Annotated in this window: 8 protein-coding genes; 2 read left to right on the top strand and 6 right to left on the bottom strand. The window is 46.3% G+C overall.

The features are described 5' to 3' along the window. Window positions 1-174: 174 nt before the first annotated feature. The 4 genes from QT979_RS14480 to QT979_RS14495 form a co-directional block, all read right to left on the bottom strand. A complete protein-coding gene (locus tag QT979_RS14480; protein WP_006635641.1) occupies window positions 175-270 on the bottom strand; it encodes a photosystem II reaction center protein T in 96 nt (31 codons plus the stop codon). Between the two features lie 143 nt (window positions 271-413). Next, the gene (psbB, locus tag QT979_RS14485) at window positions 414-1,943 is read right to left on the bottom strand and encodes a photosystem II chlorophyll-binding protein CP47 (RefSeq protein WP_333210814.1); all 1,530 of its coding nucleotides are present in this window, start codon (window positions 1,941-1,943) and stop codon (window positions 414-416) included. A gap of 198 nt (window positions 1,944-2,141) precedes the next feature. Next, window positions 2,142-2,471, bottom strand: a complete 330-nt coding sequence (locus QT979_RS14490) for a hypothetical protein (RefSeq protein WP_039887994.1) — start codon at window positions 2,469-2,471, stop codon at window positions 2,142-2,144. Window positions 2,472-3,196: 725 nt separating this feature from the next. Beyond that, complete coding sequence (locus tag QT979_RS14495; RefSeq protein ID WP_333310710.1) at window positions 3,197-3,940, bottom strand: DUF3800 domain-containing protein; 744 nt, start codon at window positions 3,938-3,940, stop codon at window positions 3,197-3,199. Window positions 3,941-4,144: 204 nt separating this feature from the next. Here QT979_RS14495 and mnmG point away from each other — a divergent pair, with 204 nt between their 5' ends. Next, window positions 4,145-6,061 (top strand): tRNA uridine-5-carboxymethylaminomethyl(34) synthesis enzyme MnmG, encoded by a 1,917-nt coding sequence (gene mnmG / locus QT979_RS14500; protein ID WP_333310712.1) that lies wholly within the window; start codon window positions 4,145-4,147, stop codon window positions 6,059-6,061. A 790-nt stretch (window positions 6,062-6,851) separates the two neighbouring features. On the opposite strand, the gene glgP is transcribed toward mnmG, so the two are convergent. Together glgP and QT979_RS14510 are read right to left on the bottom strand one after the other, a co-directional pair. After that, window positions 6,852-9,410 (bottom strand): alpha-glucan family phosphorylase, encoded by a 2,559-nt coding sequence (gene glgP, locus QT979_RS14505; RefSeq protein WP_333210807.1) that lies wholly within the window; start codon window positions 9,408-9,410, stop codon window positions 6,852-6,854. A 388-nt stretch (window positions 9,411-9,798) separates the two neighbouring features. Further along, window positions 9,799-12,696, bottom strand: coding sequence for an EAL domain-containing protein (locus QT979_RS14510; RefSeq protein ID WP_333310714.1), 2,898 nt, complete (start codon window positions 12,694-12,696; stop codon window positions 9,799-9,801). Between the two features lie 794 nt (window positions 12,697-13,490). Here QT979_RS14510 and QT979_RS14515 point away from each other — a divergent pair. Then, window positions 13,491-14,081, top strand: coding sequence for a hypothetical protein (locus QT979_RS14515; RefSeq protein WP_333210803.1), 591 nt, complete (start codon window positions 13,491-13,493; stop codon window positions 14,079-14,081). Window positions 14,082-14,256 lie beyond the last annotated feature (175 nt).

Below are 14,256 nucleotides of genomic sequence, written 5' to 3' on the forward strand. Positions count from 1 at the left end.
TGGCCAGCAAATTGCCATTCATCTAACCGCCTGGGGTCTGATGAATGGCTGGACTAGAAAAAATCACTTAGCACACAGCGGTGAAATAGTCCCGCACCAAATTAGATCACTATGATGCGGGCTAACCGCAGTCCGGTTCAAGATATTTTGGACTTGCTGGAGGCGTATAGCTAATTATTTGCCAATCCGGGGAGGTTCCCGAAAGGCGATCGCAAAAAATAGTACGCCTATGGCTAAAGCCAGAATCAAAATGTAAGCAACGCTTTCCATGTTAAATTTTCCCTATCTTCCCTTGCCGTATTATCTTATCTTAATTGTTGGTTTTATTATTAACTAAAAAAACCCGGTTTCTTCAAGAAACCGGGTTTTTTTACACCGGGGATGTTTCCCGGCTAGCCAGAGGCTGGCAAAATTTAGAGAGGTTCTTCTCTTCTGGTGGTCACGTCGCCCAGTTTTTGGAACAGGCCCCACTCGACTTGTTCTTCCAAGTCAGCCTCAACTCCAGCAAACACGTCGCGGAAAATAGTCCGAGAACCGTGCCAGATATGGCCGAAGAAGAACAGCAAAGCAAAGCAAACGTGTCCGAAAGTGAACCAACCGCGAGTCGAAGTGCGGAACACCCCGTCAGAGTTCAAGGTTTCGCGATCGAACTCAAATACTTCACCCTTTTGAGCAGCGCGAGCAAACTTCTTAACATCTAGAGGATTATTAAAGGTTTGACCGTTAAGTTCGCCGCCGTAGAAGCTGACGGTAACTCCGCTTTGTTCAAAGCTGTATTTTGATTCAGCACGGCGGAAGGGGATGTCAGCGCGAACGACCCCATCTTTGTCCGTCAAAATTACTGGGAAAGTTTCAAAGAAGTTGGGGAGGCGGCGAACCGACAATACCCGACCTTCGCTGTCAGTAAATACTGGATGGCCCAGCCAGCTTTTCGCAATACCGTCGCCATTGACCATCGCGCCGGCCCGGAACAAACCGCCTTTAGCAGGAGAGTTGCCCACGTAGTCGTAGAAAGCCAATTTTTCAGGAATTTGTTCGTAAGCTTCTTGGAAGCCTTGACCACCGGCCAAGCTAGCTTGAGCTCTGCGATCGATTTCTTGTTGGAAATAGCCGCTGTCCCACTGATAGCGAGTCGGGCCAAAAAGTTCGATCGGAGTAGCAGCAGAACCGTACCACATCGTACCCGCAACCACAAAGGCTGCGAAGAACACGGCAGCGATACTGCTAGAAAGTACAGTTTCGATATTCCCCATCCGCAGGGCTTTGTAAAGACGTTCCGGCGGCCGCACTGTCAAGTGGAACAAACCGGCAATTACGCCGACTACGCCCGCTGCAATGTGGTGAGCCACGATGCCGCCCGGATTATACGGGTCAAAGCCTTCAGGGCCCCAAGCAGGTGCCACTGGCTGGACGTGACCGGTCAGGCCGTAGGGGTCGGAAACCCACATTCCCGGGCCAAAAAGTCCCGAAAGGTGAAATGCGCCGAAGCCAAAGCAGAGCAAGCCGGAGAGGAACAGGTGAATGCCAAACATTTTTGGCAAGTCGAGGGCTGGTTCACCGGTGCGAGGGTCTCTGAAAAGTTCTAAGTCCCAAAATACCCAGTGCCAAACCGCTGCTAAGAACAGCAGGCCCGAAAGGATGATGTGAGCGACAGCGACGCCTTCAAAGGACCAGAAGCCCGGATCGACGTTACCTTCGCCAGTGATGCTCCAACCACCCCAAGAACCCGTAACTCCCAAGCGAGTCATGAAGGGCAACACGAACATCCCTTGACGCCACATTGGGTTCAGAACTGGGTCTGTGGGATCAAAAACTGCTAGTTCATAAAGGGCCATTGAGCCGGCCCAACCTGCCACGAGGGCAGTGTGCATTAAGTGTACAGAAATCAATCGGCCTGGGTCATTTAAGACGACTGTGTGTACGCGATACCAGGGTAGTCCCATTGACTGCGGTTCTCCAAGGTGTAAGTGATGATGTCTATTTTTACGGAAAAATCAGATTCTTAATCCCCAGCAGTTACCTGCAGGGTTTAAACTCTGCCTTTTGCCGACTGCCATCTACCTTCAAAGGTGGAGGCATAAAAATGAAAGTTATTTAAAGAAGTGTATCGAGTGTTAGAACCGATTGCAATATGTTGAGCATTACATTAGTTGCGGGTTGCCCATTTCGCAGCGGGCGGCGATCGTCCCGAGGCGTTCGAGGACTTGCTCGGCATCGATCAGTCTGGTGAGGGTGACGTTGCCGATATTTTTGGCGGGATCGGCAGGATCGGGACGGACTGCTGGTTGGACTTCTACCATGAGTACGGCGTCTTCTACGCGGTAGAGCCACATTTTTTCGTTGCGATCGGAAAGACAGAGGTTGAGCTGTTGGATGTCCGGCGCCCGCCTCCAGGCGGCGTGACTCCACTCGCCGCCCACGCCCCAAACGCGCCCAACTTTCCAGCCGTCGGATAAGAAGAAGTATTTCACTTGTGTACGCTTGTTGAGATTTTTTTGTCTAACATAGCGCAAAACTGCAATAGTACGGAATGATTGAACCGCGAAGGCGCGAAGGGTGCGAAGGAAGAGTAGAGAAGATGTAGGTAATCTGCAAGCTGTTGGGTAAATCTACAGCATTGTCAGATAAGTTTCGGTCTGGTCGATCGGTAAAATATCCTATCTTAGATTTTTCAAGTCGAGTGCAATTCTTAGCCTTTCGAGGAGGAATACTCCTCACAGCGGCTCGCTTGGGTCAGAAAGTTCTAAACATTCAAATGTGCCTTCGGGCCCTAACAAGGTTGTGGTAATTTTGCCCTTTTGGTCGCTGGCTGTCGATCGCATAATCTTAATCTCAATTAATATGCCCCAATTATGAGCGTTCGATATTTGACCAAACCTTTTACTATACTATATAATGGTATTAAATGACAGGTGCCCCGAACTGCACGGGGAGGTATGGTACGGTTGAGATACCGTGCGCCTGTCAGAGACAAGGTGCCCCGAACTGCACGGGGAGGTATGGTACGGTTGAGATACCGTGCGCCTGTCAACCTGAAACATGATTTTAATGATCATACCATCACTGCCAAAATAACGCCCCGCCAAGGCGTAGAGAGTTATTTTAAGCCCCTCTTAAAAGAGGGTTAAGCTCTCAATAAGGGCGAAATCCACGACTATTTATAGTCGTGGATTCGCATTTAAACTTACCCTTCATTTTAGCGGTCTTCAAAGTGGATTTTATGCTGGAGAATAGGAATTTTCAACAACTGCATTTTCGGCTCAAGTAGATGGAAGGCTTCCTCCAATTCAGTATGACCACTGGCTGTCCCTGCTTCCTTTGAATAACGATCTATCAAGTACACCACATAATCTGCTAGCTGCAAACCAGTGTAAAATTCTGAGAAGCCAAACAAAGGTAGTTCCACAAAGTTAGAATATTTTTTTTGTGACTTCCAATCTCGATACACTCTGATCAATCTCCCATCCTGAATACTGGTATGCTGAGTTGAGCGCGAATCCATAAGTAATATTCCAGTTTCGCTAGATTGCTTTAGATAAGCATCTAGCTGCTCTAATAATTGATTGAAAGTTAAGCGATACAAACCAGTTTCATCTTTAATATATTCGCTGGTTTCGCGCAATCTTTTTTTGTTGGCTTGAACAGCGAATATATTGCTAGGTAACTGACTGATAGTTTCTGAAACTTTCTTGAACGCTTGAAGACGGAATTCCCTTGGAAAATTCTTAAATGAACCCACACCTTGCCAAATATCCCGCCCCTTAAGTTCCCAGTCTTCAGGTTCCTTCCCACTAAATAGCTCCTTTTTAAGTGCTGAAAATTCTCTATCCATTTGTGGCCAGTGCTGGACATGGATAGCAAAGCTAGCTAAAAAAAAGAAATTTGTCTCCATATCTTTCCAGCCAGTGCCACCCTCATCAACGTAAAATAAAATGGTCATCTCGCCTTATGGTAACTTTTTGACATAAACGCTACATTATAAGTGTTTTTTAGCTTTTAACTTATACTAGAATAAAGACAAGACTAGAACCCCATCTCTCACCGGCGCTTATATTGATTGCCAACATCCAGGATACAAGCCCCCAGATTAATCCGTAGAGTCACCTCTTCAATTTAAAATCTAAAATCTAAAATCTAAAATCGAATGACCGCACAAACTCCAGTACAATTCCAAGACAGTTTCGACATCATCGTAGTTGGTGGCGGACACTCCGGCTGTGAAGCCGCCCTCGCCACTTCTCGCCTCGGCTGTCGCACCCTTCTCCTCACCCTCAACCTCGACAAAATTGCGTGGCAACCTTGCAATCCTGCTGTCGGTGGCCCGGCTAAAACCCAACTCACTAACGAAGTTGATGCGTTAGGCGGGGAAATTGGCAAAATGGCCGATCGCACCTACCTACAAAAACGCATCCTCAACTCTTCGCGAGGCCCCGCAGTGTGGGCGCTGAGGGCACAAACTGACAAGCGGGAATACGCCGCTGTAATGAATAATATTGTCGAAAACCAAGAGAATTTGACCATCCGGGAAGCGATGGTGACAGACTTAGTTTTGGGAAAAAACGAAGAAGTTATCGGAGTAGAAACATACTTCGGCGTCGCTTTTGAATGCAAAGCAGTAATTCTCACCACAGGCACTTTTTTAGGTGGCACGATTTGGGTAGGCAATAAGTCGATGCCCGCCGGACGTGCGGGAGAATTTGCCGCCGTTGGTTTGACGGAAACTCTCAACCGTTTGGGCTTTGAAACAGGCAGGTTGAAAACTGGAACTCCCGCAAGAGTTGACAAACGTACTCTCGATTACACCAACCTGGAACCGCAGCCGGGAGATGCAGAGGTTCGCTGGTTTAGTTTCGATCCAGAAGTGTGGATCGAACGGGAACAAATGCCTTGTTATTTGACTCGAACTACACCAGCTACTCATCAGTTAATTAGAGACAATTTGCACCTTTCTCCAGTCTACGGTGGCTGGGTTGATGCGAAGGGGCCGCGCTATTGTCCGAGTATTGAAGATAAGATTGTGCGGTTTGCGGATAAGGAAAGTCACCAGATTTTTATTGAACCGGAAGGTAGAGATATTCCTGAACTTTATATCCAAGGTTTTTCGACTGGTTTACCGGAAAATTTGCAATTGCAAATGCTGCGGACTCTTCCGGGTTTGGAAAAGTGCGAGATGATGCGCCCTGCTTATGCTGTGGAGTATGATTATTTGCCGGCAACTCAGTGCTTTCCCACGCTGATGACTAAGAAGATTGAAGGGCTGTTTTGCGCGGGTCAGGTGAACGGTACAACTGGATATGAGGAGGCGGCTGCACAGGGGATTGTGGCGGGGATTAATGCGGCCAGGTTTGCGAAAAATCAGGAGATGATTGTGTTTCCTCGCGAGCAAAGTTATATCGGGACTCTGATAGATGATTTGTGTACGAAGGATTTGCGGGAACCTTACCGGATGTTGACTTCGCGATCGGAATATCGGCTATTATTGCGATCGGACAATGCTGACCAACGCTTGACGCCGCTGGGACGGGAAATTGGTTTGATTGACGATCGCCGCTGGGAGTTATTTGAGCGGAAAAAAGCTAATATTGTGGCAGAGAAGGAACGCTTGTACTCGACGCGGGTGAAAGAGCACGAGGAAGTTGGTAAGGCAATTTTTGCGGGCACTCAACAAGCGATTAAAGGTTCAATTACTCTTGCTGATTTGTTGCGTCGTCCTGGTTTTCATTATGTGGATTTGGAACGCTACAATTTAGGCAATTCTAGTCTGAAGTTGGCTGAAAAAGAGGGTGCGGAAATTGACATTAAATATTCTGGCTATCTGCAAAAACAGCAAAATCAAATTGATGAAATTGTCAGACATGAACGCCGACAATTGCCTGCGGATTTGGATTACATGGCAATTACAACTCTCTCGAAAGAGTCGCGGGAAAAGTTGGCTAAGGTGAAACCGCTGACGATTGGCCAAGCGGCGAGAATTGGCGGGGTGAATCCGGCTGATGTTAATGCTTTGTTGATTTTTCTGGAAGTGCGAAACCGTCAGCAGCCAGCGGGTGTAGGTAAATAATTTAAACTAGAGGTGTCTCCAGGCTTCCTTCAATTTTATGCAATATAGCAATCCTTGCAGGAGTCGTAAACTTTTTACCCCACCCCAACCCTCCCCTTATCAAGGGGAGGGAGTAAGAAATTCACAAATGATGCGAGGATTGCTATAGTAGTATGAAAAAGTTTGGCTATTGTGGCACCACTTTTTTGTTTGGCGGCTTTCATATTGATGGATATAGATTCTAGGCTTTGCTGAGTCACGGTATGAATCAACTTTTCGCTTGATGTTACAAAACTCACCCGACTGGGCTTATAAAAATTCCGAAATCTTGAATTTATACCTGTCTTCAGCAACGCCATATAAAAAAGGAAAACTGGCAGAATGTCAACTCTAATTGATGAAGTTCTGCCAGTATATTGTAGATATTGATCAATCCTCGAACCAAGTCTGAATTTCGCAAACATCCTGCATAAGAATTAGCGTTCATCGGTGGTTCAAACATCCCCGAAATTGCCACCAGTGTTGCCCCCATCAAAGGCTTAAAAGAACAGCCAGATGCCTTGCTGTACGCTTATATACGCGGTCACTGGTGGTACTGGGAATCCAGCGGAATTTGGTATTGGGCGATCGCACAATCGGCTACATAGTCATTCCCCAAGTTCGATAAGGAGAGTGGGAGTGGGAGAGTGGGAGAGTGGGAGAGTGGGAGAGGGGGAGAATTGGGAAACACAGTTAAATTCATCCGTGTATCCGTGTCCGAATCCGTGTCGTGCCTTCCTTCTTCCCTCTTCCTTCTTCCTTCTTCCTTCCTTTAATGTGCCCAGAGAATCACACCAGCTTCATAAGGACTGCTGAGATTATTGTGCTTCGGCAAAACGCGCAACGACAAACCTTGCAAACCGCTAGAAGTATAAGTAATGTCAGCCGTATAAAGGCTAGCATTGTGAGAATCTTCTCCCAAATACTCCATCACCACCGGCACGCCACCAATGATATCGCCGTTAGCATCAACCGAGCCTTGATAAAGTTCAACTTGTACGTCTGCAGGCGTCAATCCCATCAGATTAATCCGAGATTTAACAGATATCGACTGATTGACCTTAACTTCTTTATCCTGCGAAATATCAACAGCCTCAATCTTAATATCGTGCCATTTCGCGAGAACGTGCTTCTTCCAGTGAGACAACTCCTTGGCCGGAGCGCAATTATCCGAAGTCATGGTGTGGTAGCGATCGCTCACCGGGAAATATGCCCGTCGCGCGTAATCTTTCACCATCCGAGCAGTATTGAACAAAGGACAATTCAAGCGAATAGAATCCTTCATTTTCTCCGTCCAACCGCGGGGAATGCCATCAGCATCCCGGTTGTAAAACAGCGGTACAACTTCTTTTTCCATTAAGTCGTACAAAGCATTAGCCTCGACCTCATCCTGATACTTAGTATCTTCGTAAAACTCCCCATGTCCGATCGGCCAACCGGTACGAACATAATCAGCCTCATCCCACCATCCGTCAAGAATGCTCAGATTCGGCAAACCATTCATCGAAGCTTTCATCCCGGAAGTACCCGAAGCCTCACGCGGGCGGCGTGGCGTATTCAGCCACACATCGCAGCCAGACACCATCATCCGAGCAACGTTAATGTCGTAGTTCGGTAAAAACACCATCGAGCTCATCGTCTCGTGCTCGCGGATGAAGTGAACGATATCCCGAATCAATTCCTTACCCGGAATATCCATCGGGTGAGCCTTCCCAGCAATCACAAACTGCACCGGGCGATTTTGATCCCGCATGATCCGCATGATTCGATCGACATCGCGCAAAAACAGCGTCGCCCGCTTGTAAGTAGCAAAGCGGCGGGCAAACCCGATCGTCAGCACCTTGGGATTGAGAGCTTCCCGCGCGTGTTCGATTTCCGTTTGGGCCGCACCGCGTTCACGCAAAGTCTTTTGCAGCCACTCCCGCGCGAACACCACCAACTCCGATCGACAGCGTTCGTGATTGCGCCATAGTTCCTCATCAGGAATCGACGAAAGCCTGTCCCAGAGACGATCGTCCTTACCGGTCATTTCCCAGTCCGGGCCAAGGTATCGATCGTACAACTCCTGAGTAGACTTCGCCACACAACTGCGAGCGTGCACCCCGTTGGTAATCGAAGTAATCGGTACTTCTTCCTGGGGCAAACCCGGCCACAAACCCTGAAACATCGGGCGCGACACCACCCCGTGCAAAGCCGCCACCCCGTTGACAAAACTCGACATTTTAATAGCCAAAATTGCCATATTCAGAGGTGCGGACAAATCGCCAGTATTCTCCCGGCCCAATCCCAAAAACTCATCTTGCGACAAGCCAAATATCTTGGGATAGTGACTCAGATAGTGCATCACCATATCCGGCTCGAACAAGTCAAACCCAGCAGGCACAGGCGTGTGAGTCGTAAACATACTGCTCGAAACCACCACCTGTTCCGCTTCTACGAAACTCAGGTGATATTCCTCCATCAGCATCCGAATGCGTTCCAAAGCCATGAAAGCCGCGTGGCCTTCATTCATGTGATAAGCCGTAACTGTCAGCCCCAATGCCTTGAGCATTTTCACGCCGCCGATGCCCAGCATGATTTCTTGGTGCATCCGCAGAGTTTTATCACCGCCATACAGTTGGTCGGTAATATCTTGGTCGTAGCGACTATTAGGTTCAATATTTGTATCCATTAGGTACAAAGGAACCGTTCCCACTTGTACCCGCCAAATCCGGGCATACACCTTGCGGCCGGGATAGTCTACCTCAATCCGCAATTCCGAACCGTCGGGATTGCGTTCTGGGTGCAGCGGCATATTGTAGAAATCGTTGAGCGGATAGCGTTCTTGTTGCCAGCCGTCGGCGTTGAGATACTGCGAAAAATAACCTTCTTGGTAGAGTAGGCCGACACCGACTAAGGGCAAGCCCAAATCACTAGCTGATTTGAGGTGGTCGCCTGCGAGCACGCCCAAACCGCCTGAATAGATGGGTAGGGCTTTAACTAAGCCGAATTCCATCGAAAAGTAAGCGTAGCATTCCTGCTGCTCGGTGCCGCGCTGTTTGCGGTACCAGGCGCGATTTTTGAGATAATCGTCTAACTGCTGGGCTGCTCGGTTCATTTGGGCAATGAAGCCTTCGTCTTCTGCCATTTCTTGCAGCCGCTCTTGAGATATGGTTCCGAGCATCAGCACCGGGTTTTGGTTGCTGGAGTCCCACAGGTCTCGATCGAGGCGGCGGAATAGGTCTTTGGTATCGACGTTCCAGTCCCAGTGCAAGTTGTAGGCAAGCTTGCGTAGGGGTTCGAGAATTGTCGGTAGCGACGGGGAAACGTTAAATGTACGAATTGGCTGCATAGACAAAGCCTTTATGTTGGGGTAGCGATATTTTCCTCTGTCTTTAGGTACAAGTCCGTTATTCTGCACACTATTTTAAGTTTTAACCAGTTCATGCACGATGCCATCAAGCAGACGAAACGGAAGCGCAGGTCGTTCGATGTGAGCGAACTAGCCGTTTTCGGCTGCGATAACTGTCGCAAGAAGGCCTCGCCACCAGACCATCACGACTGGACGGCGATCTGTCTTGAGTGCGGCAACGAGTTTTCCTACAGTGGCTGCTCGTGCGACGGCTGTTGCGGCGGGACCTATGCGGGTTTCGGCGGTGGTCGCACGACTTTTTACGTGTAACGTTCGCAGGACTTGCACGCAGCGTTACAACCTCACGCAGTCGTAAGTCGCGACCCAATTAAGCAATTTGCACTTGTCGCAAATGAGAATTTACCAAAAGTTTGCTAGCCTCACCAGCCGAGAGGGCAGGGCTGAAATAGTGGCCCTGAATTTCTTGACAGTGGAGTTCCCGCAAACACTCCAACTGCTCTTTAGTTTCTACTCCTTCGGCTACCACGCTCAAGTTTAAATCTCGCCCCAGGGTCGCTACAGCCTTGGCGATCGCCCGTTCGCAGGGATCAGTAGTCAATCCGCTGACAAAGGATTTATCTATTTTTAGGATATTCAAGGGAAACTTTTTGAGATAATTTAGAGAACAATAACCCGTGCCGAAATCGTCCAGCGCAATTTGCACTCCCATATTCTGCAACTCCCTGAGAACTTTTGTGGTATAATCCACATCTTGCATAGCTGTCGTCTCGGTAATTTCTAACTCTAAATACTTGGGTGCTAAACCGCTTTTTTCCAAGCATTTCGCTACCATTTCTAATAAATTAAATTGCTGGAACTGCCGAGCCGAAACGTTGACTGCTACCCGCAAATCTGGCTGCAAAGCATCCTGCCAAGCTTTATTTTGAGTGCAGGCTGTTTGCAGCACCCATTCCCCAATAGGTACAATGAGTCCGTTCTCTTCGGCGATCGGAATAAATGTAGCGGGAGTAACTAAACCTAATTGTGGATGTTGCCAGCGTAGCAGAGCTTCCATGCCCTGAATTTGCCAAGTAGTGATGTTGACTTTGGGCTGGTAAAAAACCTCAAATTCTCCCTGTTCTAAAGCTTCGTGCAGTCTGTGTTCTATAGTTAGTAAATGGCTGCCGTGGGGATTAAGTGTTGAAGTATATAACTGATAGTTATTTCTTCCCATTTCTTTAGCGTAGTACAAGGCAGCATCGGCATTTTTGACTAATGTTTCGGCATCTTCACCATCATCGGGATAAAGGGCAATGCCGATGCTGCTGCTGACATGAAACGGTTGTCCTTCTAGTTTAAATGCTGGCTTTAAATTGTTGAGTATTCTTTGAGCTGTTTTAACTGCATCTTCTAAGCAATTGATGTCGGGAAGCAGTATGGTAAATTCGTCGCCTCCCCAGCGGGCAACCGTGTCACTCGATCGCAAAGTGTCACTGATGCGTCCGGCAAAACCTTCTAACAGGCGATCGCCCGCAGCGTGACCTAATGTATCATTAATCTTTTTGAACCTGTCCAAGTCTAAAAACATCACAGCAAGCATTTTTTTTGTTTGTTTAGCTTGTTTTAAGGACGCCACCAGCCGCTCGTTAAAAAGTATCCGGTTCGGTAAACCGGTGAGTTGGTCATAAACAGCTTGATAGCGAATAATTTCTTCAGCTTGCTTGCGCTGAGTGATATCCATCATCGTGCCGATCGCCCTGACTGCTTGGCCACTTTCATTGCGGATGATATAGCCGCGATCTAGCACAAAAACATATCCCCCGTCTGCACGGTGAAAGCTGTATTCTTCCGACCAACATTGAGCGTCTGAGTTCATTGTTTGGTTGAAGCTTAACATCACTCTTTCCCGTTCTTCGGGATGAATATTTAACCACCAAGATTCTAATTCTATCGTCTGAGTTTCGTTGAGTTTGTATCCAAAAACTTTTTCAAATTCTTCGCTCAACCAATACTCATTTTTTAACAAATCAAAATCCCATACGGCGTCATTTGTCGCCCGCGTCAGCAGGTGAAAACGTTCTTCACTTTTGCGGAGTTTTTCTTCGGATTGCACCCGTTCCGTTACATCCCGAAAGCTGAATACTCGACCAGTAATTTTGCCTCCCGTGCGCTGGGGCAACGAGTAGCGCTCGAAGATTCTGCCATCTGTCAACTCGATGAGATCGTAACTTTCTGCTGCAGGACGATCGGACAATTCTTTAGCACGGTTGAGAAATATTTCCGGGTATTTTAACTGGTTGATTTCAAAACCCAAAATTTGGTTATTATCTCTCGAATCCACCAGCAAATCTGGCAAATGCCACATTTCGGCAAATTTACGGTTAAAGCTAACAACTTTTCCTTCACTGTCAACCGCCAGAATACCGTCAGCCGTAGATTCAATGGTTGCTTGAAGCAACGAAAGAGATGTTTCTAGTTCTAACTCTGCTAATTTGCGATCGCTGATGTCAAATGCTGTGATTAATATTGAGGCTTTTTTTTCAAATTTTATAATATCTACAGTTGCTTCAATCCAGCGCATTTCTCCAGTTTTCGTGACTATTACTAATTCATATTTAGAGCCTGCAGTTGAGCGCGCATGGCTGGATTTACCCCATTTTTTAACTATTTCTATAAAATCTAGATGAATTAAGTCGTATAAATCCAATGCTAGTAATTCTTCGCGAGTATATCCTGTCAGAGCTTCTGTCTGAGCATTGACATAGCGGAACTGTCTGCGGTGATAGATAAATGCAACAGCATTCACAGTTTCTATCAGTTGGCGAAACTTTTTTTCACTGCGCCGCAAATTTCTTTCAGCCCGCTTGCTATCAGTAATATCTTGTGCTATGTATAACTTGCCGCTGACCTTGCCTTGACTGTCGCGAATAATTGAAATAGAAAGCAGTATAATTATTTTTTTTTGCTGTTTAGAAAGGTAGACTTTTTCCACGTTGTGGACAGAACCTTCGGCTGTTAAACTTCCTAAATCTAACTCCGGGGCTGGTGATTCACTTTTCTTAAAAAGTCCGGCTATTGGTTTGCCTAACAACTCTTTTTTAGAGTATCCCAAAAGTTGACAGGTAGCTTGGTTTAACGACAGGATATGACCGCCGGGGGTAGTCGCAATTATCGAGACGTTCATTTCCTCGCAAATATCCAGGGCATATTCGGCAGTTTGCTGCAAATCTTGGGTCATTTGGGCAATAGTATGCCAGATATCCTGTTCTTTTTTTGGATACAACACTTTTTCTCCTTTTGGTAGCTTGTCATTCTCTGTTTCAGACTTCGGCTTGATTAACCTGATCGTCTTGGATAAGCTATTTACTGTTTTACACCTGATTAATAATGATGAGATTACTACACAAATAAAAATCAGGTAATAAGCGATTGTTTTTAATCTAAAAGTAGCTTCTTTTCTAGGAGTTTCCTGAGATTCTATATAATTGTAATTCGGTAATTTTACTGACTCAATTTGGGATAACTTATCCAAAAATAATGGGGCGCTTGCAGAAGTAAGGGGGCGAGCTGCCGATCGCAAATAGCTATGTTTCTGAGACCGAACCCAAATCCCTGCTACAGGGCGACTGCCAGGTTCATCTTCTAGACTTGTCGGTAATATTTTTGGATTTATGTCACATTCCACACCAAAAACAGCAACCGCGAAATATCCCAACATTAATTGAAAAATTCTTCTCATTGGCTCTATTTCCTAATTTTAAATTTTTTTTTAGCAATCATAAATCTCAAAAAGTTTAGCAGAACTTTCTGTACAATAGGAAAACGCAGCCACCCTGAATTTATGTGGATTTGTAAATTAAATTTTACCAAGCTAATAACTTAGCTTTATAACTAATTACAATTTTAATCTTAATTTAAAATGTGTCATCAGCCATTGTGCCACAAATTATCCGCCATTCTGCCTAGACACCGGGTGGAAGCGCGCTAAGATTAGATAATTCCCGCAAGGAGGCGACCGGGATTTGTTATAAAAATAAACAATTAGCTTAAAATCGATGCAGAGGTCCACTAATTGAACCCATGAGTCAGACCATCCCAGAACTCCAAAAAGAAGTCCGCACGCTGCAAGCAGAAGTTACCGCCCTGCAAGAGTGGCGGGAAAAACTTGGCGTACAGCGCTCTGAGTGCCGAGTGGCAGTCAGTTTTCCCAAAAATAATACTCCTGAAGCCATTGCCGAGTTCCACCAGCAAACTGCTGCTTTTGGGGAGCAGTGGTTGCAGCAAATCCAGGAAATTGACCGAGAGACTAAAAATATTGAAAAGCAACTGCAACAAAAACAGGCTTTACTCAATTACAAGCAAGGTGAACTAGAAAAATTGCTGGCAGGAGAGCACTGGCAAGAAGTAGAAAACACTGTTCAAACCGGGGAAAAGCGCTTGCAAGCACAAGCTCGCAGAATCAATCAAGTCGCAGCGCAGCTAGAGGTAGAAATTCAAGCTTTGAAAGCACTGTACGATCAACTAAATCCGAGTTATTCCGAGTGGTTTCAACAACCAACTCAAATAGTCAAATTTTCGGCAACAACTATTCCTTATGCTGTTCCAAGCAGCAGCGGTTTGATATTAGAAAATAAGGAGATTGAATGGGAAAAAAATAGTTTTAATTTGTAAATTTTAAAGGTAAATTAGTGATTGGAATGTCGCCGCCGAACCATCTAATAAGCAAGACGGATTCGACGGCAACATTGCAAGGCTTTTTCCTGCTTTTCTAGATAAAAAATACAAAACTGCCTCTGGCGCAGCTAAGTTTAAGATTTTTTAGTTTCTTTTTTTGAAACAGGTTTAT

Origin of the sequence: Microcoleus sp. w2-18bC1 (genome assembly GCF_036700365.1) — a bacterium.
Classification (GTDB): domain Bacteria; phylum Cyanobacteriota; class Cyanobacteriia; order Cyanobacteriales; family Microcoleaceae; genus Microcoleus.

Coding starts and splice junctions, on each gene's coding strand:
- QT979_RS14480 (WP_006635641.1), bottom strand. CDS start 270: ATGGAAAGCGTTGCTTACATTTTGATTCTGGCTTTAGCCATAGGCGTA.
- psbB (WP_333210814.1), bottom strand. CDS start 1,943: ATGGGACTACCCTGGTATCGCGTACACACAGTCGTCTTAAATGACCCA.
- QT979_RS14495 (WP_333310710.1), bottom strand. CDS start 3,940: ATGACCATTTTATTTTACGTTGATGAGGGTGGCACTGGCTGGAAAGAT.
- mnmG (WP_333310712.1), top strand. CDS start 4,145: ATGACCGCACAAACTCCAGTACAATTCCAAGACAGTTTCGACATCATC.
- glgP (WP_333210807.1), bottom strand. CDS start 9,410: ATGCAGCCAATTCGTACATTTAACGTTTCCCCGTCGCTACCGACAATT.
- QT979_RS14515 (WP_333210803.1), top strand. CDS start 13,491: ATGAGTCAGACCATCCCAGAACTCCAAAAAGAAGTCCGCACGCTGCAA.